17 protein-coding genes are annotated in these 19,616 nt (G+C 66.2%); all 17 read left to right on the top strand.

What is annotated here, in order from left to right; genetic code table 11:
• Positions 1-113: 113 nt before the first annotated feature.
• The 17 genes from U5A56_RS28870 (at position 114) to cyoD (ending at position 19,616) form a co-directional block, all read left to right on the top strand.
• Positions 114-740, top strand: coding sequence for an SCP2 domain-containing protein (locus U5A56_RS28870; RefSeq protein WP_044846836.1), 627 nt, complete (start codon positions 114-116; stop codon positions 738-740).
• A 12-nt stretch (positions 741-752) separates the two neighbouring features.
• Positions 753-2,330, top strand: a complete 1,578-nt coding sequence (gene ubiB, locus U5A56_RS28875) for a ubiquinone biosynthesis regulatory protein kinase UbiB (protein WP_044846835.1) — start codon at positions 753-755, stop codon at positions 2,328-2,330.
• 17 nt (positions 2,331-2,347) lie between these two features.
• Positions 2,348-2,974, top strand: coding sequence for an SAM-dependent methyltransferase (locus U5A56_RS28880; RefSeq protein WP_321925838.1), 627 nt, complete (start codon positions 2,348-2,350; stop codon positions 2,972-2,974).
• A gap of 95 nt (positions 2,975-3,069) precedes the next feature.
• Entirely contained in the window at positions 3,070-3,414 is a 345-nt protein-coding gene (locus U5A56_RS28885; RefSeq protein ID WP_044846833.1) for an FmdB family zinc ribbon protein, read from the top strand.
• A gap of 61 nt (positions 3,415-3,475) precedes the next feature.
• Positions 3,476-4,126: a DUF502 domain-containing protein gene (locus tag U5A56_RS28890; RefSeq protein ID WP_027785397.1), complete on the top strand. Its 651-nt coding sequence runs from the start codon at positions 3,476-3,478 to the stop codon at positions 4,124-4,126.
• A 67-nt stretch (positions 4,127-4,193) separates the two neighbouring features.
• Complete coding sequence (gene aspS / locus U5A56_RS28895; protein WP_044846832.1) at positions 4,194-5,996, top strand: aspartate--tRNA ligase; 1,803 nt, start codon at positions 4,194-4,196, stop codon at positions 5,994-5,996.
• A gap of 155 nt (positions 5,997-6,151) precedes the next feature.
• Positions 6,152-6,646 carry a dihydroneopterin triphosphate diphosphatase gene (nudB, locus tag U5A56_RS28900; RefSeq protein WP_044846843.1) on the top strand — a complete coding sequence of 165 codons (495 nt, stop codon included), beginning with the start codon at positions 6,152-6,154 and terminating at the stop codon, positions 6,644-6,646.
• Positions 6,643-7,917 carry a cardiolipin synthase ClsB gene (gene clsB / locus U5A56_RS28905; RefSeq protein WP_321925841.1) on the top strand — a complete coding sequence of 425 codons (1,275 nt, stop codon included), beginning with the start codon at positions 6,643-6,645 and terminating at the stop codon, positions 7,915-7,917. The genes nudB and clsB overlap by 4 nt, the downstream gene beginning before the upstream one ends.
• Before the next feature lie 200 nt (positions 7,918-8,117).
• A complete protein-coding gene (locus U5A56_RS28910) occupies positions 8,118-8,717 on the top strand; it encodes a TetR/AcrR family transcriptional regulator (RefSeq protein ID WP_006751498.1) in 600 nt (199 codons plus the stop codon).
• Positions 8,718-8,774: 57 nt separating this feature from the next.
• Complete coding sequence (locus U5A56_RS28915; RefSeq protein WP_321925843.1) at positions 8,775-10,562, top strand: acyl-CoA dehydrogenase C-terminal domain-containing protein; 1,788 nt, start codon at positions 8,775-8,777, stop codon at positions 10,560-10,562.
• A gap of 113 nt (positions 10,563-10,675) precedes the next feature.
• The gene (locus tag U5A56_RS28920) at positions 10,676-13,111 is read left to right on the top strand and encodes a 3-hydroxyacyl-CoA dehydrogenase/enoyl-CoA hydratase family protein (RefSeq protein WP_321925845.1); all 2,436 of its coding nucleotides are present in this window, start codon (positions 10,676-10,678) and stop codon (positions 13,109-13,111) included.
• Between the two features lie 25 nt (positions 13,112-13,136).
• The gene (locus tag U5A56_RS28925) at positions 13,137-14,336 is read left to right on the top strand and encodes an acetyl-CoA C-acyltransferase (protein WP_044846828.1); all 1,200 of its coding nucleotides are present in this window, start codon (positions 13,137-13,139) and stop codon (positions 14,334-14,336) included.
• A 90-nt stretch (positions 14,337-14,426) separates the two neighbouring features.
• Positions 14,427-15,194: an enoyl-CoA hydratase gene (locus U5A56_RS28930; RefSeq protein WP_044846827.1), complete on the top strand. Its 768-nt coding sequence runs from the start codon at positions 14,427-14,429 to the stop codon at positions 15,192-15,194.
• 571 nt (positions 15,195-15,765) lie between these two features.
• On the top strand, positions 15,766-16,656 hold the full coding sequence (gene cyoA / locus U5A56_RS28935; RefSeq protein WP_044846826.1) for a ubiquinol oxidase subunit II: 891 nt from the start codon (positions 15,766-15,768) through the stop codon (positions 16,654-16,656).
• Positions 16,657-16,659: 3 nt separating this feature from the next.
• Positions 16,660-18,672: a cytochrome o ubiquinol oxidase subunit I gene (gene cyoB, locus U5A56_RS28940; protein WP_321925846.1), complete on the top strand. Its 2,013-nt coding sequence runs from the start codon at positions 16,660-16,662 to the stop codon at positions 18,670-18,672.
• Complete coding sequence (cyoC, locus tag U5A56_RS28945; RefSeq protein WP_321925848.1) at positions 18,672-19,283, top strand: cytochrome o ubiquinol oxidase subunit III; 612 nt, start codon at positions 18,672-18,674, stop codon at positions 19,281-19,283. Before cyoB ends, cyoC begins: the two co-directional genes overlap by 1 nt.
• Positions 19,284-19,616: a cytochrome o ubiquinol oxidase subunit IV gene (gene cyoD / locus U5A56_RS28950; protein WP_124488612.1), complete on the top strand. Its 333-nt coding sequence runs from the start codon at positions 19,284-19,286 to the stop codon at positions 19,614-19,616.

Here is a 19,616-nt window from a genome sequence, read left to right on the forward strand (position 1 = left end):
GCGACCGCTTGCCGCCCGGGTGTGCGGTTGGCCGCGGGCTGCCGACGATCCGACGTTACAATAGAAACCCGCGTGGGCGCCCGGCCTGCGCGGGTTTTTTCTTTCCCAGCCCGATGACCTTTGCCGCCAAGCCTTTTGCTGCTGCTGTCAATCACCTGCTCGCGCGCGAATCGTGGGCGCGCGATCGCCTGATCCCCTACGCGGGCAAGACCGCCCGGCTCGACGTGCCGCCCGTCACGCTCACGCTGCTCGTGCAGCCCGACGGCTACCTGTCCGCGGTGGAAGCGCACGATGCGCAACACGTCGACGTGTCGATCGCGCTCGCGGGCGACACGGTCGCCGCATTCCTGCAGGGCGGCCAGGCGGCCGTGATGAAGCACGTGAAGATCGAGGGCGACGCCGAGTTCGCGACCCAGATCGCGAAGCTGGCCGAGCACCTGCGCTGGGAACCTGAGGAAGATCTCGCGAAGCTGGTCGGCGACGCGGCGGCGTACCGGATCGCGACGGTCGTGCGCGACGCCGGCGCGCGCGCGCGCCGCACCGGCCGCAACGTGCTCGATTCCGTCGCCGAGTACTTGCTCGACGAGAATCCGCAAGTCGTCCGGCGCACGGTGCTCGGCGGCTTCGACGCCGAACTGGCGCGGGCGCGCGATGCGCTCGCGCGGGTCGAAAAGCGGGTCGAGCGACTCGAACAAAAAATCGGCGCGCGCACGGGCTCCGGCCCGCGCGGCGCGCACTGAGGGCCGCAGGGCATGCGCATTTTCCGTTTCATCAAGATTGTCTACACCGTCATCCGCTTTGGCCTCGACGAAGTGATGCTGTCCCGGATCGACGACCGGCGCGTGAAGCTGCTGCTGCGGATCACGACGATCGGCCGCCGCTTTTCCGATCCGCCCGCCGTACGGCTGCGTCACGCGCTCGAAAGCCTCGGTCCGATCTTCGTGAAGTTCGGCCAAGTGCTGTCGACGCGCCGTGACCTGCTGTCGGTCGATTTCGCGAACGAACTCGCGAAGCTGCAGGACCAGGTGCCGCCGTTCGATTCCGCGGTGGCGATCGCGATCATCGAGAAGTCGCTCGGCGCGCCGGTCGACGAGCTGTTCGACGAATTCGAGCGCGAGCCGGTCGCGAGCGCGTCGATCGCGCAGGTGCATTTCGCTAAGCTGAAGCAGGGCGTGCACGCGGGCAAGGCCGTCGCGGTCAAGGTGCTGCGCCCGAACATGCTGCCGGTGATCGATTCCGACCTCGCGCTGATGCGCGACATCGCGACGTGGACGGAACGCATGTGGGCCGACGGCCGGCGCCTGAAGCCGCGCGAAGTCGTCGCCGAATTCGACAAGTACCTGCACGACGAGCTCGACCTGATGCGCGAGGCCGCGAACGGCAGCCAGCTGCGCCGCAACTTCGCGGGCCTCGACCTGCTGCTCGTGCCCGAGATGTTCTGGGATTTCTCGACGTCGCAGGTGCTCGTGATGGAGCGCATGACCGGCGTGCCGATCAGCCAGGTCGAGACGCTGCGCGCGGCCGGCGTCGACATCAAGAAGCTCGCGCGCGAAGGCGTCGAGATCTTCTTCACGCAGGTGTTTCGCGACGGTTTCTTTCACGCGGACATGCACCCGGGCAACATCCAGGTGAGCCTCGATCCGAACACGTTCGGCCGCTATATCGCGCTCGATTTCGGGATCGTCGGCGCGTTGTCCGATTTCGACAAGAACTACCTCGCGCAGAACTTCCTCGCGTTCTTCAAGCGCGATTACCACCGCGTCGCGACGCTGCACCTCGAATCGGGCTGGGTGCCGCCCGAGACGCGCGTCGAGGAGCTCGAGAGCGCGATCCGCGCGGTGTGCGAGCCGTATTTCGACCGCGCGCTGAAGGACATCTCGCTCGGCCAGGTGCTGATGCGCCTGTTCTCGACGTCGCGCCGCTTCAACGTCGAGATCCAGCCGCAGCTCGTGCTGCTGCAGAAGACGATGCTGAACGTCGAGGGGCTCGGTCGTTCGCTCGATCCCGAACTCGACCTGTGGAAGACCGCGAAGCCGTATCTCGAGCGCTGGATGACCGAGCAGATCGGCCTGCGCGGCTGGTACGAGCGCTTCAAGGTCGAGGCGCCGCAGTGGAGCAAGACGCTGCCGCAACTGCCGCGGCTGATCCACCACGCGATGGCGGCGCGCCACGATGCGCCGCGCGCGGCGAGCGAGGACCTGATGCGCCAGATCCTCATCGAGCAGAAACGGACCAACCGGCTGATGCAGGCATTGCTGATCTTCGGTCTTGCCGTCGGCGTCGGGGCGCTCGTCGCGCGCGTGCTGCTCGCGCTCGCGTACGGCGCGTGACCGAAGGGGCCGGAGCGATGTCCGAACCGAAACAACCGTCCGCGCCGAGCGCCGCCGATTTCGCGACGCGCGACCCCGGCAGTGCCGCGTTCTGGGACGAGCGTTTCGCACGCGGCGTGACGCCGTGGGAATTCGGCGGCGTGCCGGACGGGTTTCGCGCGTTTGCGCAGCGGCACGAGCCGTGCGCGGTGCTGATCCCCGGCTGCGGCAGTGCGCAGGAAGCCGGCTGGCTCGCGCAGGCCGGCTGGCCCGTGCGCGCGATCGATTTCGCCGCGCAGGCGGTAGCAGCTGCGAAGGCGCAGCTCGGCGCGCACGCGGACGTCGTCGAGCAGGCCGATTTTTTCACGTACCGGCCGCCGTTCGACGTGCAGTGGGTGTACGAGCGCGCGTTCCTGTGCGCGCTGCCGCCGAGCCTGCGCGCCCGTTACGCGACGCGGATGGCCGAACTGCTGCCCGCCGGTGCGCTGCTGGCCGGGTATTTCTTCGTGACGAAGAAACCGAAGGGGCCGCCGTTCGGCATCGAGCGGGCCGAACTGGATGCGCTGCTCGCGCCGCACTTCGAGCTGATCGATGATCTGCCGGTGACCGATTCGCTGGCCGTGTTCGACGGAAACGAGCGCTGGCTCACATGGCGCCGTCGCTGAAGCCCGCGCGTCGCGGCCGTTGCCGGAGTGCGCCGGGGTTTCGGATATAATTCAAGGTTTTGCAAGCCGTTTCCAGTTTCTGCGGGAAAAATATCATGCCGATCTACGCCTATCGATGCGAAGCGTGCGGTTTCGCGAAGGACGTGCTCCAGAAGATGAGCGACGCGCCGCTGTCGCAGTGCCCCGAATGCGGGAAGGATGCTTTTCGCAAGCAGGTTACCGCCGCCGGCTTCCAGCTGAAGGGCTCCGGCTGGTATGTCACCGATTTCCGCGGTGGCTCGGGCGGCACCAGCGCGCCGGCGACGGCGTCCGGCGACACGGGCACGGCAGCACCGGCCGCCGCGGCGCCGGCGGCAGCCGCGCCCGCTGCGTCGGGTTCCGAAAGTACGACGACGAGCGCCGCGCCGGCCCCGGCCGCAGCGCCCGCCGCCGGCAGTTGACCGTCGCGGCCCGGCCGGGTCGCGACTAATCCGCGCTTCCGGCGCGGTTCATTGACGGCAGATGATGAAAAAGACGACCCTGAAAACGGTGTTTCTGACCGGCCTGCTGGTTCTCGTCCCGCTCGCGATCACGCTGTGGGTGCTCGGCCTCATCATCGGTACGATGGATCAGACGCTGCTGCTCCTGCCCGAATCGTGGCAGCCGGAGCGGATGCTCGGCTTCCATCTGCCGGGGATCGGCGCGGTGCTGACGCTCGCGTTCATCTTCGTCGTCGGGCTGGCGACGCAGAACTTCATCGGCCAGAAGCTCGTCACGTGGTGGAACGCGGTCGTGCGTCACATCCCGGTCGTCGGGCCGATCTACACGAGCGTCAAGCAGGTGTCGGACACGCTGCTGTCGAGCAGCGGCAATGCGTTCCGCAAGGCGCTCCTGATCGAATACCCGCGCCGCGGCTCGTATACGATCGCGTTTCTGACCGGCGCGCCCGGCGGCGACGTGGTCAACCATCTGACGGAAGAGTACGTGAGCGTGTACGTGCCCACGACGCCGAACCCGACGTCGGGCTTCTTCCTGATGCTGCCGAAGAGCGAAGTCATCGAACTCGACATGTCGGTCGATGCCGCGCTCAAGTACATCGTCTCGATGGGCGTCGTGGCGCCTTCGGCGCCGGCTCCGGCGCCCGCCCGCCGTCCCGTCGAGCCGCCGCTGTAAGTAAAGAATCATCGCCCGGGCCGCGCGTTGCGGCGCCCGTTGATCAAACCGAACGAAAGCAAACATCATGTCGATGCGTACTGAATACTGCGGTCTCGTGACCGAACACCTGCTGGGCCAAACCGTGTCGCTGTGCGGCTGGGTGCAGCGCCGCCGCGATCACGGCGGTGTGATCTTCATCGACCTGCGCGATCGTGAAGGCCTCGTGCAGGTGGTGTGCGACCCCGATCGCGCGGAAATGTTCGCAACCGCCGAAGGCGTGCGCAACGAGTTCTGCGTGCAGATCAAGGGTCTCGTGCGCAACCGTCCGGAAGGCACGGTCAACGCCGGCCTGAAGAGCGGCAAGATCGAAGTGCTGTGTCATGAGCTGATCGTGCTGAACGCGTCGGTCACGCCGCCGTTCCAGCTCGACGACGACAACCTGTCGGAAACGACGCGCCTCACGCACCGCGTGCTCGACCTGCGCCGTCCGCAGATGCAGCACAACCTGCGCCTGCGCTACCGTGTCGCGATCGAAGCGCGCAAGTACCTCGACGAGCAGGGCTTCATCGACATCGAAACGCCGATGCTGACGAAGAGCACGCCGGAAGGCGCGCGCGACTACCTCGTGCCGTCGCGCGTGAACGCGGGCCAGTTCTTCGCGCTGCCGCAGTCGCCGCAGCTGTTCAAGCAGCTGCTGATGGTCGCGAACTTCGACCGTTACTACCAGATCACCAAGTGCTTCCGCGACGAAGACCTCCGCGCCGATCGTCAGCCGGAATTCACGCAGATCGACTGCGAGACGTCGTTCCTCGGCGAGCAGGAAATCCGCGACCTGTTCGAAGACATGATCCGTCACATCTTCAAGACGACGATCGACGTCGAACTCGACGCGAAATTCCCGGTGATGCCGTACTCGGAAGCGATGGCGCGTTTCGGCTCGGACAAGCCGGACCTGCGCGTGCAGCTCGAATTCACCGAGCTGACCGACGCGATGAAGGACGTCGACTTCAAGGTGTTCAGCACGCCGGCCAACGCGAAGGACGGCCGTGTCGCGGCGCTGCGCGTGCCGAAGGGCGGCGAGCTGTCGCGCGGCGACATCGACGGCTACACGGAATTCGTGCGCATCTACGGCGCGAAGGGCCTCGCGTGGATCAAGGTCAACGAAAAGGCGAAGGGCCGCGACGGCCTGCAAAGCCCGATCGTCAAGAACCTGCACGACGCCTCGATCGCGGCGATCCTCGAGCGCACCGGCGCTGAAGACGGCGACATCATCTTCTTCGCGGCCGACCGCGCGAAGGTCGTCAACGACAGCCTCGGTGCGCTGCGCCTGAAGATCGGCCATTCGGAATTCGGCAAGGCGAACGGTCTCGTCCAGGCCGGCTGGAAGCCGCTGTGGGTCGTCGACTTCCCGATGTTCGAATACGACGACGAAGACGCGCGCTACGTCGCGGCACACCACCCGTTCACCAGCCCGAAGGACGAACACCTCGAGTACCTCGAGACCGATCCGGGCCGTTGCCTCGCGAAGGCCTACGACATGGTGCTGAACGGCTGGGAAATCGGCGGCGGCTCGGTGCGTATCCACCGCGAGGAAGTGCAGAGCAAGGTGTTCCGCGCGCTGAAGATCGGCGCGGAAGAAGCGCAACTGAAGTTCGGCTTCCTGCTCGACGCGCTGCAGTACGGCGCGCCGCCGCACGGCGGTATCGCGTTCGGTCTCGACCGCATCGTCACGATGATGGCCGGTGCCGACTCGATCCGCGACGTGATCGCGTTCCCGAAGACGCAGCGTGCGCAGGATCTGCTCACGCAGGCGCCGAGCCCGGTCGACGAGCGTCAGCTGCGCGAACTGCACATCCGTCTGCGTCAGCCGGAACAGCCGAAGGCGTAACGCTTGTCAACGATCGTGTGCGCGGCGACGCGCGCACGACGCCCAACGAAGAAGGCGCCTGGTGCGCCTTTTTCGTTTTTTGCGGTACAGTCGCAGCACTTGCCGCACGTTCGGGCACAGGCCCGACGCACGGCCCTGTGCCGCATGAAACCAAGATGACGAAGCCGCCGAAAATCCCCGAATCCGTTCTCGTCGTGATCTACACGCCCGAACTCGACGTGCTGGTGATCAAGCGTGCCGACCAGCCCGATTTCTGGCAATCGGTGACCGGGTCGAAGGACGCGCCCGACGAGCCGCTCGCGCTCACGGCCGCACGCGAAGTCGCCGAGGAAACCGGCATCGCGGTCGGGTCGCACGACGTGCCGGCCACCGCGCTGGTCGACTGGCACCACCGGATCGAATACGCGATCTATCCGCAATACCTGCATCGCTATGCGCCGGGCGTCACGCGCAACGTCGAGCACTGGTTCGGCCTGTGCGTGCCGCATCGCGTCGACGTGACGCTGTCGCCGCGCGAGCACGTCGACTACGCGTGGCTGCCGTTCCGCGAAGCGGCCGCGCGCTGCTTCTCGCCGTCGAATGCCGAGGCGATCCTGCAATTGCCCGTGCGTGTGTCGCTCGCGCGGGCACCGCACGGCTCGTCCGCATGAATGCGGAAACCCGCAAGCGCTTCGCGCAATTGCGGCAGATGTTCCTGCAGGAGCGCGGCTCCGCGTCGCGGCTCGCGTTCACGGCCGGCAACACGGTACGGCTCTGCGAAACCGGCAACGAATTCTTCCTCGCGCTGATCGAACGGATCGATGCGGCGCGCGAGCAGGTGATGCTCGAAACCTACATCTTCTGCGACGATGCGGCCGGCCGCCCGGTGTCGGATGCGCTGATCCGCGCCGCGCAGCGCGGCGTGCGCGTGCGCGTGATCACCGACGGCATCGGCACCGCGCGCCTGCCGCTGTTCGACACGTGGGCCGAGGCCGGCGTCGAGCACTGCATCTACAACCGCTACCTGTTCGGCCGCTTCGGCTTCTCGCGCACGCACCGCAAGCTCGCGGTGATCGATCATGCGGTCGCGTTCTGCGGCGGCATCAACATCGTCGACGACTACACGCAGGGCAGCGCGACGCTGCCGTTTCCGCGCTGGGATTTCGCGGTCGAGATGGCGGGGCCGGCGGTGTCGGACGTGCGCGCCGCGTTCGAGCTGCAGTGGCACCGGATCCAGTTCGGCCACAAGCCGTACGCGCAGTACGCGGCGGGGCTGCACGGCGGCGAGGCGTTTCCGGACATGTTCCGGCGCTGGATGCGCAGCCACCGCTGGATCAAGGCCGGTGCGCTGCGGGTCGTGACCGAGCCGAGCGTCGCGTTCGTCGCGCGCGACAACGTCGTGAACCGCCGCGCGATCGAGAAGGCGTATCTCGCCGCGATCGGCCAGGCGCGCCAGCGGATCCTGCTCGCGAATCCGTACTTCATGCCGGGCCGCAAGCTACGCCGCGCGCTGACGGGCGCAGCACGCCGCGGCGTCGACGTGCGGATCCTGATCGGCCGCAAGGAATTCGCGGCGCTCGATACGGCCGTGCCGTTCCTGTATCACGCGCTGCTGCGCGCGGGCGTGCGCGTGGCGGAATACGACAAGACGATGCTGCACGGCAAGGTGGCCGTGATCGACGACAACTGGGCGACCGTCGGCTCGTCGAACCTGGACGCGCTGAGCCTGATGCTGAACAATGAGGCGAACGTCGTGCTGGTGCGCTACGATGCGGTCACGAACCAGCTGCGCGACGCGATCGCGGCCGCCTTCTCCGAAGGCCGCGAAATCGACGCCGCCCGGTACGCCGCACGGCCGCGCATCGAGCGTATGCTGAGCTGGCTCGCATACAACACGTACCGCCTCGTGATGAAGGCGCTGACGGTCGGCGGTTACGACTGACACGGATTCAGCATTCGCTTCATCAATCTGTCCGCACGTTCGTGCGGAAAAGCCGCTCCGGCCCCGCCGGAATCGCGCAAAATAGCGGCTCGGTTAGACACCGGTTTCTAATAATTTCCTTGTTTTCGCGAGCGGCCGCACTCAATAATAGTACGGCCGTTCGATTTTATTCGAACCCCCGAACGGTTACAGAAATAGCTATGCGAAAAGGCGAACAGACGCGTGCCGCGATACTCGAAGCTGCTTTGGACCTCGCCAGCCGTGACGGGCTGGAGGGGCTGACGATCGGCCTGCTGGCCGAGCGCATGCAGATGAGCAAGAGCGGTGTGTTCGCGCACTTCGGATCGCGCGAGGACCTGCAGGTCGAGGTCGTCCGCGAGTATCACCATCGTTTCGAGAACGAGGTGTTCTTTCCGAGCCTGCGCGAGCCGCGAGGCTTGCCGCGCCTTCGGGCGATGCTGGCCCGCTGGACGGAGAAGCGCATCCAGGAGGTGACGACCGGATGCATCTACATCAGCGGTGCGGTCGAGTACGACGACCGGCCTGACAGCCCGGTACGCGAGCAGTTGATCGCGAGCGTGACGGCCTGGCGTGCCGCGATGCTGCGTGCCATTTCGCAGGCGAAGGAAGAAGGCCATCTGCGTGCGGATACCGATCCGGACCTGATGCTCTTCGAGCTGTACAGCTTCACGCTCGGCCTGCATCACGACGCACGATTCCTGCATTCGCCGGATGCCGTGCGCCTCACGTGGGCCGCGCTGGAAAAGACGATCGTTTCGTATCAGAGCGAGAGCCGTTAGCGGCGCGTGATCCGCCCGCCAGGAGCTCGAGCCGTTTGCCCACCTTTGGAGAGAGTCATGGGACAGTACGCCGCGCCGCTGCGCGACATGCAATTCGTGTTGCACGAGCTTCTGAATGTCGAGGCCGAGGTCAAGCAAATGCCGCGGCATGCGGACCTCGACGCCGACACGATCAACCAGGTCCTCGAGGAGGCGGGCAAGTTCTGCTCCGAGGTACTGTTCCCGCTGAACCAGGTCGGCGACCGCGAAGGCTGCACGTATGAAGGCGACGGCGTCGTGAAGACCCCGACCGGCTTCAAGGAAGCGTATCGGCAGTACGTCGAGGCCGGCTGGCCGGCGCTCGGCTGCGATCCGGACTACGGCGGCCAGGGCCTGCCCGCGTTCGTGAACAACGCGCTCTACGAAATGCTGAACTCGGCGAACCAGGCATGGACGATGTATCCGGGCCTGTCGCACGGCGCGTACGAATGCCTGCACGCGCACGGCGCGCCGGAGCTCCAGAAACAGTATCTGCCGAAGCTCGTGTCGGGCGAATGGACGGGCACGATGTGCCTGACCGAGCCGCACTGCGGCACCGACCTCGGCATCCTGCGCACCAAGGCCGAACCGAACGGCGACGGCTCGTACTCGATCAGCGGCACGAAGATCTTCATCTCGAGCGGCGAGCACGACATGTCGAAGAACATCGTCCATCTCGTGCTCGCGCGCCTGCCGGACGCGCCGCAAGGCACGAAGGGGATCTCGCTGTTCATCGTGCCGAAGTTCATTCCGGACGCCGCGGGCGAGCCGGGCGAGCGCAACGGCATCAAGTGCGGCTCGATCGAACACAAGATGGGCATCCACGGCAACTCGACGTGCGTGATGAACCTCGACAACGCGAAGGGCTGGATGGTCGGCGAGCCGAACAAGGGCTTGAACGCGATGTTCGTGATGATGAACGCCGCGCGTCTGGGCGTCGGCATGCAGGGCCTGGGCCTCACGGAAGTCGCGTACCAGAACTCGCTGACGTACGCGAAGGAACGCCTGCAGATGCGCTCGCTGACGGGCCCGAAGGCACCGGACAAGCCGGCCGATCCGATCATCGTGCACCCGGACGTGCGCCGCATGCTGCTCACGCAGAAGGCCTACGCGGAAGGCGCGCGCGCGTTCACGTACTGGTCCGCGCTGCAGATCGACAAGGAGCTGTCGCACGGTGACGAAGCGGTGCGCAAGGAAGCGGCCGACCTCGTCGCGCTGCTCACGCCGATCATCAAGGCGTTCCTGACCGACAACGCGTTCGAGTCGACCAACCACGCGATGCAGATCTACGGCGGCCACGGCTTCATCTCCGAGTGGGGCATGGAGCAGTACGTGCGCGACGCGCGGATCAACATGATCTACGAAGGCACGAACTCGATCCAGTCGCTCGACCTGCTGGGCCGCAAGGTGCTCGGCGACATGGGCGCGAAGCTGAAGAAGTTCGGCAAGCTCGTCACCGAATTCGCGGAAGCCGAAGGCGTGAAGCCGGAGATGGCCGAGTTCATCAACCCGCTCGCCGACATCGGCGACAAGGTGCAGAAGCTGACGATGGAAATCGGCATGAAGGCGATGCAGAACCCGGACGAAGTCGGCGCCGCCGCCGTGCCGTACCTGCGCACCGTCGGCCACCTGGTGTTCTCGTACTTCTGGGCGCGCATGGCGCGTCTCGCGCTCGACAACGAAGCGTCGGGCGACCCGTTCTACAAGTCGAAGCTCGCGACGGCCCGCTTCTATTTCGCGCGTCTGCTGCCCGAAACGGCCGCGACGATCCGCGCCGCGCGCGCCGGTTCGAAGACGCTGATGGAAGTCGACGAATCGCTGTTCTGACGCGAGTCCGGGCGGTGCGCGCCGCGCACCGCCCGAACCCAACGGTTCCTGGTACTCACTTCGCCGTGCAGCCCTCACAACCCGCGCTGCACGACACTATCCGGAGACATCCCGTGAGCAATTTCCTGATTCGCAAGGTCGCCGTGCTGGGCGCCGGCGTGATGGGCGCGCAGATCGCCGCGCACCTCGTCAACGCGCGCGCGCCGGTGCTGCTGTTCGACCTGCCGGCCAAGGAAGGCCCGAAAAACGCGATCGCGCTGAAGGCGATCGAGAACCTGAAGAAGCTGTCGCCCGCGCCGTTCGGCGTGAAGGACGACGCGAAATACCTCGAAGCCGCGAACTACGAGGACGACATCGCGAAGCTCGCCGAGTGCGACGTCGTGATCGAAGCGATCGCCGAGCGGATGGACTGGAAGCACGACCTGTACAAGAAGGTCGCGCCGCACATCGCGCCGAACGCGATTTTCGCGACCAACACGTCGGGCCTGTCGATCACCAAGCTGTCCGAAGGATTCTCGGACGAGCTGAAGTCGCGCTTCTGCGGCGTGCACTTCTTCAACCCGCCGCGCTACATGCACCTCGTCGAACTGATCCCGACCGCGCATACGCGTCCGGAGATCCTCGACCAGCTCGAAACCTTCCTGACGAGCATCGTCGGCAAGGGCGTCGTGCGCGCGAAGGACACGCCGAACTTCATCGCGAACCGCGTCGGCATCTTCTCGATCCTCGCGGTGATCACCGAGGCCGCGAAGTTCGGCCTGCGTTTCGACGAAGTCGACGACCTGACGGGCAGCCGCCTCGGCCGCGCGAAGTCGGCGACGTTCCGCACCGCGGACGTGGTCGGCCTCGACACGATGGCGCACGTGATCAAGACGATGCAGGACAACCTCGCCGACGATCCGTTCTTCCCGGTCTACCAGACGCCCGCCGTGCTCGCCGAACTGGTGAAGCAGGGCGCGCTCGGCCAGAAGACGGGCGGCGGCTTCTACAAGAAGGAAGGCAAGGCGATCAAGGTGCTCGACGCGAAGACGGGCACCTACGTGGATTCGGGCGCGAAGGCGGACGAAACCGTCGGCCGCATCCTGAAGCGCCCGCCGGCGGAACGCCTGAAGCTGCTGCGCGAGACGGACCATCCGCACGCGCAGTTCCTGTGGTCGATCTTCCGCGACGTGTTCCACTACATCGGCGTGCATCTCGAGTCGATCGCCGACAACGCGCGCGACGTCGACCTCGCGATCCGCTGGGGCTTCGGCTGGAACGAAGGCCCGTTCGAAGGCTGGCAGGCCGCCGGCTGGAAGCAGGTCGCCGAGTGGGTGCAGGAAGACATCGCGGCCGGCAAGGCGCTCGCGAACGTGCCGCTGCCGTCGTGGGTGCTCGAAGGCGCGGTTGCAGAGAAGGGCGGCGTGCACACGGCCGAAGGCTCGTGGGCGCCGGCGTCGAAGCGCTTCGTGCCGCGTTCGGACCTGGCCGTCTACGGCAAGCAGGTGTTCCGCGCGCCGCTCGTCGGCGAAGCCGGCGCCGATCCGAAGACGTACGGCAAGACGCTGTTCGAAACCGACGCGGTGCGCGCATGGGTCGATGATCGCGCAGGCGAGGACGACGTCGTGATCGTGTCGTTCAAGTCGAAGATGAACACGATCGGACCGAGCGTGATCGACGGCCTCGTGCAGGCGATCGAACTCGCGGAGAAGGACTACAAGGGCGTGGTGATCTGGCAGCCGACGTCGCTGAAGCTCGGCACGCCGGGCGGCCCGTTCTCGGCCGGCGCGAACCTCGAAGAGGCGATGCCCGCGTTCATGATGGGCGGCGCGAAGGGCATCGAGCCGTTCGTGAAGAAGTTCCAGGAAGGCATGCTGCGCGTGAAGTACGCGAACGTGCCGGTCGTCGCGGCCGTATCGGGCATCGCGCTCGGCGGCGGCTGCGAGCTGATGCTGCACAGCGCGAAGCGCGTCGTGCACGTCGAGAGCTACATCGGTCTCGTCGAAGTGGGCGTCGGCCTCGTGCCCGCGGGCGGCGGCCTGAAGGAAGCGGCGCTGCGCGCGGCGGAGGCGGCCACGGCCGCGAACGCGACCACCGACATCCTGAAGTTCGTCACGAAGTCGTTCGAGAACGCGGCGATGGCGAAGGTGTCGTCGTCGGCGCACGATGCGCGTGCGATGGGCTACCTGAAGCCGTCCGACACGATCGTCTTCAACGTGTTCGAACTGCTCGACACCGCGAAGAAGGAAGCGCGTGCGCTGGCCGCCGTCGGCTACCGTGCACCGCTGCGCGCGAAGGACGTGCCGGTCGCAGGCCGCTCGGCGATCGCGACGATCAAGGCATCGCTCGTCAACATGCGTGACGGCCGCTTCATCAGCGACCACGACTACCTGATCGCGAGCCGCATCGCCGAAGCCGTGTGCGGCGGCGACGTCGAAGCCGGCAGCCTCGTCGACGAAGAGTGGCTGCTCGCGCTCGAGCGTCGCGCGTTCGTCGAGCTGCTCGGCACGCAGAAGACGCAGGAACGGATCATGGGCATGTTGCAGACCGGCAAGCCGGTGCGTAACTGAGCGAGCAGACGACAAGGAGTCTGAAATGAGCAAACAACTGCAAGACGCATACATCGTCGCCGCCAGCCGCACCCCGATCGGCAAGGCCCCGCGCGGTGTCTTCAAGAACACGCGCCCCGACGAGCTGCTGGTTCACGCGATCAAGTCGGCAGTCGCGCAGGTGCCCGGCCTCGACACGAAAGTGATCGAGGACGCGATCATCGGCTGCGCGATCCCGGAAGCCGAGCAGGGCCTGAACGTCGCCCGCATGGGCGCGCTGCTCGCCGGCCTGCCGCAGACGGTCGGCGGCGTGACGGTCAACCGCTTCTGCGCGTCGGGCATCACGGCGCTGGCGATGGCGGCGGACCGCATCCGCGTCGGCGAATCGGACGCGATCTTCGCGGGTGGCTGCGAATCGATGAGCATGGTGCCGATGATGGGCAACAAGCCGTCGATGTCGCCGCATATCTTCGATCGCAGCGAGGATTTCGGCATTGCGTACGGGATGGGCCTGACCGCCGAGCGCGTCGCCGAGCAGTGGAAGGTGAGCCGCGAAGACCAGGACGCGTTCTCGGTCGAATCGCACCGCAAGGCGCTCGCCGCGCAGCAGGCCGGCGAGTTCGGCGACGAAATCGCCGCGTACACGATCACCGAACGTTTCCCGAACCTTGCGACGGGTGAAATCGACGTGAAGACGCGCGAGATCAAGCTGGACGAAGGTCCGCGCGCGGATACGACGCTCGAAGGTCTCGCGAAGCTGCGCACGGTGTTCGCGAACAAGGGCTCGGTCACGGCCGGCAACAGCTCGCAGACGTCGGACGGCGCGGGCGCGCTGCTCGTCGTGTCGGAGAAGGTGCTGAAGGAATTCAACCTGACGCCGCTCGCGCGCTTCGTGAGCTTCGCGGTGCGCGGCGTGCCGCCGGAAATCATGGGCATCGGGCCGAAGGAAGCGATTCCGGCCGCGCTGAAGGCCGCGGGCCTGAAGCAGGACGATCTCGACTGGATCGAACTGAACGAGGCATTCGCCGCGCAGTCGCTGGCGGTGATCCGCGATCTCGGCCTCGACCCGTCGAAGGTCAACCCGGTTGGCGGCGCGATCGCGCTCGGCCATCCGCTCGGCGCGACCGGCGCGATCCGCGCGGCGACCGTCGTGCACGGCCTGCGCCGCCGCAACCTGAAGTACGGGATGGTCACGATGTGCGTCGGCACCGGCATGGGTGCGGCGGGCATCATCGAACGCCTGTAAGCGGAGCGGGACAGTAGCGATCACGGTGCGCGAGCCACGAGCTTGCGCACCGTTTTTCATTCCGGAAGAGGAAAGTCAAAGGAGACGGTTGTGGCCGAAATTCAAGTGGAACGCGCCGACGGCGTGCTGACGATCACGATCGCGCGCCCGGCGAAGAAGAACGCGCTGACGGCGGCGATGTACCAGACGATGGCCGATGCGCTCGCCGACGCGCAGGAGGACAAGGCGATCCGCGTGATCCTGCTGCGCGGCAGCGACGGCAACTTCAGCGCGGGGAACGATCTCGAGGATTTCCTGAAGACGCCGCCGAAGGACGAGAACGCGTCGGTATTCCAGTTCCTCGCGCGGATCAGCGGCGCGACCAAGCCGATCGTGGCCGCGGTGCCGGGCGTCGCGGTCGGCGTCGGCGTGACGATGCTGCTGCACTGCGATCTCGTCTACGCGGCCGACACCGCGACGTTCTCGCTGCCGTTCGCGCAGCTCGGGCTGTGCCCGGAAGCCGCATCGAGCGTGCTGCTGCCGCGTCTGGCCGGCCATCAGGTTGCCGCTGAAAAGCTGCTGCTCGGCGAAGCGTTCGACGCGCTGGAAGCGCACCGGATCGGCATCGTCAATCGCGTGCTGCCGGCCGCCGAACTCGACGCATTCGCGGCGAAGCAGGCCGCGAAGCTCGCGGCACTGCCGGCGTCGTCGCTGCGCGTGACGAAGGCGCTGCTGAAGGAGACGGGCGGGGTGGCCGTGGCCGCGCGGATGAGCGAGGAAGCCGGCCATTTCTCCGCGATGCTGCGCGCGCCGGAAGCGCGCGAGGCGATGACGGCGTTCTTCGAGAAGCGCAAGCCGGATTTCCGTCAGTTCGACTGATACGGGGCGCAGGCGCTTCGTCGCGCCGGACGCCTTGGCCGTCCGGTGCGGCAACGCTTGCGTCCGCGCGCTGCTCGTCGCCCGTCGCTCGTCGCGTGGCGTGCGTTTGGCCCTCGTGGCCGACGCATCAATCGGCGGGTCGGCTCGATTCTGAATTGCCATGCGTTCGCGTGGTGTTCCGCGTTCCCGCATCCGCTGCAGTTCCGCCGCCGAGACCGCCTCGCAATTCGCGCCGGCGCCCCTCATGTTGCGGCGCAGCGCCGTCATGCTTTCCGTCCCGTTAGTGCCTGCTATTCGCGACGCTTGAGGGAAGGCCCGGTGACCGTTTTGCCGCAGGCCATCGCCAGCCGCAGCCCCAGCCCAACCTAGCCCAGCCCAGCCCAGCCCAGCCCAGCCCCAGCGCCCACCCCTCCGGGCAGTTCCGACTCACCTCGGCAAACCTTGTCCCCCGTCAAGTTGCACTGCGGCAATTTTCCGTACAGTTCGCGCACAGGTCGCCGCGGCCGGATGCGTCGCGCGATGGCGGCGTGCGGCCAGCGGTTCTTCTCAACGACAATCAGGCGAACGAACAATGATCGGACGAATCACCGGCGGGGCGCGTGCGGCACCCGTCATCGGGCTGCTGGCTGGACTCGCCGGATGCAGCGACCTTCACGTGCTCGATCCAAAGGGCGCGGTGGGCGTCGCGGAAAAATCGCTGATCGCGACAGCGACGTGGGCGATGCTGATCGTCGTCATTCCGGTGATCCTGCTCACGCTGTGGTTCGCATGGCGCTACCGCGCATCGAACCGCAACGCCGCCTACGCGCCGAACTGGTCGCACTCGACCGCGATCGAGGTCGTGATCTGGACGGTGCCGACGCTGATCATCCTGTTCCTCGGCGTGCTCACGTGGCGTACGACGCACGAGCTCGACCCGTACAAGCCGATCGAATCGTCGGTCAAGCCGATCAATGTCGAGGTCGTCGCGCTCGACTGGAAGTGGCTGTTCATCTATCCGGAACTCGGCATCGCGTCGGTGAACCAGCTCGCGATTCCGGTCGGCACGCCGGTGAATTTCCGCATCACGTCCGACTCGGTGATGAACTCGTTCTTCATCCCGCAGCTTGGCAGCCAGGTCTATGCGATGGCCGGCATGCAGACGCGCCTGCACCTGATCGCCGACGAGGCGGGCGACTACGCAGGCGTGTCCGCCAACTACAGCGGCCGCGGCTTCTCCGACATGAAGTTCCGCACGCTCGCCGAGCCGCGCGAGCAGTTCGACGCGTGGGTGCGGAAGGTGAAGGCGTCGTCCGACCGGCTCGACATGACCGCGTACGGCACGGTCGCGCAGCCGGGCGAGAAGGCGCCCGTGCGCTATTTCTCGTCGGTCGACCCGAAGCTGTTCCACAACATCATCGCGAAATACAACAACGGCCACGTCCTCGACCCGAAGGACGCCGCCTGCACGACGAAGGGGTAACGCATGTTCGGAAAACTGACTCTTTCGGCGATCCCGTTCGATCAGCCCATCATCATGGGGGCGAGCGCCTTCATGGGGCTCGTCGTGCTGGGCATCGTCGCCGCGCTGACGGTCGCGGGCAGGTGGAAATGGCTGTGGAGCGAATGGCTGACGTCCGTCGATCACAAGAAGATCGGCGTGATGTACCTGGTCGTCGCGGTGCTGATGCTGCTGCGCGGCTTCGCGGACGCCGTGATGATGCGCGTGCAGCTCGCGCTCGCGTACAACGGCCCCGGCTACCTGCCGCCGCATCACTACGACCAGGTCTTCACCGCGCACGGCGTGATCATGATCTTCTTCATGGCGATGGCGCTGCTGGTCGCGTTCTTCAACCTGATCGTGCCGCTGCAGATCGGCGCGCGCGACGTCGCGTTCCCGTTCCTGAACTCGCTCTCCTTCTGGATGACGGCGGTCGCCGCGATCCTGATGAACGTTTCGCTCGTGATCGGCGAATTCGCGCAGACGGGCTGGCTCGCGTATCCGCCGCTGTCGGAGCTGCAGTTCAGCCCGGGCGTCGGGGTCGACTACTACCTGTGGGCGCTGCAGATCTCGGGCGTCGGGACGCTGATCACGTCGATCAACTTCTTCGTGACGATCATCAAGATGCGCGCGCCGGGCATGACGCTGATGAAGATGCCGGTGTTCACGTGGACCGCGCTCTGCTCGAACGTGCTGATCATGGCGACGTTCCCGATCCTGACCGTCGCGCTCGCGCTGCTCGGCCTCGATCGCTACCTCGACATGCATTTCTTCACCAACGAAGCCGGCGGCAACGCGATGCTGTACCTGAACCTGATCTGGGCGTGGGGGCATCCGGAGGTATACATCCTTGTGCTGCCCGCGTTCGGCATCTATTCGGAAGTCATCGCGACGTTCGCGAAGAAGCCGCTGTTCGGCTACCGGACGATGGTCTATGCATCGTGCGTGATCATGGTGCTCGCGTTCCTCGTGTGGCTGCATCACTTCTTCACGATGGGCTCGGGGGCCGACGTCAACGCGTTTTTCGGGATCATGACGATGGTCATCGCGATCCCGACCGGCGTGAAGATCTTCAACTGGCTGTTCACGATGTATCGCGGCCGCATCGAATTCACGGCGCCGGTGCTGTGGACGATCGGTTTCATGGTCACGTTCACGCTCGGTGGGATGACCGGCGTGATGATGGCGATTCCGGGCGCGGATTTCGTGCTGCACAACAGCCTGTTCCTGATCGCGCATTTCCACAACGCGATCATCGGCGGCGTCGTGTTCGGCTACTTCGCGGGCGTTCACTACTGGTTCCCGAAGGTGTTCGGCTTCCGGCTCGACGAGAAGTTCGGCAAGCGCGCGTTCTGGTGCTGGTTCCTCGGCTTCTACGCGTCGTTCGTGCCGCTGTACGTGCTCGGCTTCATGGGCATGACGCGCCGCCTGAACCACTACGACAACCCGGCATGGCATCCGTGGCTGGTCGCCGCCGCGTGCGGCGTCGCGCTGATCGCGATCGGCGTGCTGTGCCAGGTCGCATCGGTGTGGGTCGGCTGGCGCAATCGCAACCAGCCGCAGTATCGCGACGCGACGGGCGACCCGTGGAACGGCCGCACGCTCGAATGGGCGACGTCGTCGCCGCCTGCCGTCTACAACTTCGCGGTGCTCCCGAACGTGCACGAACTCGACGAGCTCGCGTATCGCAAGGCGAAGGGCCTCGGACTCGGCCTCGGCAAGAACGTCAGGTACGAGGACATCCACATGCCGTCGAACACGAGCGCGGGCTTCTTCGTCGGCATCTTCAGCCTGTTGCTCGGTTTCGCGCTCGTCTGGCACATCTGGTGGCTCGCGATCGCCGCGCTCGTCGGCATCGTCGCGACGGTGGTGCTGTACAGCGCACAGGACAACGACGGCTATTACATTCCGGCGGATACCGTCCGCAAGATCGAGGAACAACGCGCGGGTGTGCGGATCGGCACGCCGGCGCCGGAAGTCGAATTGGAGGCGAACTGATGTCGTATCAATCTCTCGCGGGCGCCGCCCGTCATCCGGGCGCGCACCACCATCCGCCGTCGCATTCGGTGTTCGGCTTCTGGCTGTACCTGATGACCGACTGCGTGATCTTCGCGTCGCTGTTCGCGACGTTCGCGGTGCTCGGCAACCAGTTCGCCGGCGGTCCGACCGCGAAGGACCTGTTCGACATTCCGGGTGTCGCGCTCGAGACGGCGGCGCTGCTGCTGTCGAGCATCACGTACGGGTTCGCGATGCTCGGCGCGCAGCGCCGCCGGCGCGGCACGGTGTTCGTGTGGCTCGCGGTGACGTTCGTGCTGGGCGCCGCGTTCCTCACGATGGAGCTGCGGGAGTTCTCGCACCTGATCGCCCAGGGCGCGGGCCCGCAGCGCAGCGCATTCCTGTCGGCGTTCTTCGCGCTCGTCGGCACGCACGGGCTGCACGTGGCGGTCGGCCTGTTGTGGATGGTCGTGCTCGTCGTGCAGATCGCCCGCGGCCCCGGCATGACGGAGCGCGACTTCCGGCGCCTCACCTGCCTGAGCCTCTTCTGGCACTTCCTCGACATCGTCTGGGTCTGCGTGTTTTCCTTCGTCTATCTCGCGAGCGTGATCTAAATGGCCCATTCGGAACTCATCCACCACGATGACGCGCACGGCACGGCCGGCGGCTATCTCGTCGGTTTCGTGCTGTCGGTGCTGCTGACGGCCGCGTCGTTCGGCCTCGTGATGGGCGGCATGCTGGCGCCGAAGGCGGCGATCATCGCGCTCGCGGGGCTCGCATTCGTGCAGATCGTCGTGCATCTCGTCTGCTTCCTGCACATGAACGCGTCGTCCAGCCAGCGCTGGAACGTGATGGCGTTCAGCTATACGGTGCTGACCGCGCTGATCCTGATCGTCGGGACGCTATGGGTGATGCACAACGTCAGCATGAACATGATGTCGCGATAA

This window comes from Burkholderia sp. BCC1998, assembly GCF_905339875.1.
Classification (GTDB): domain Bacteria; phylum Pseudomonadota; class Gammaproteobacteria; order Burkholderiales; family Burkholderiaceae; genus Burkholderia.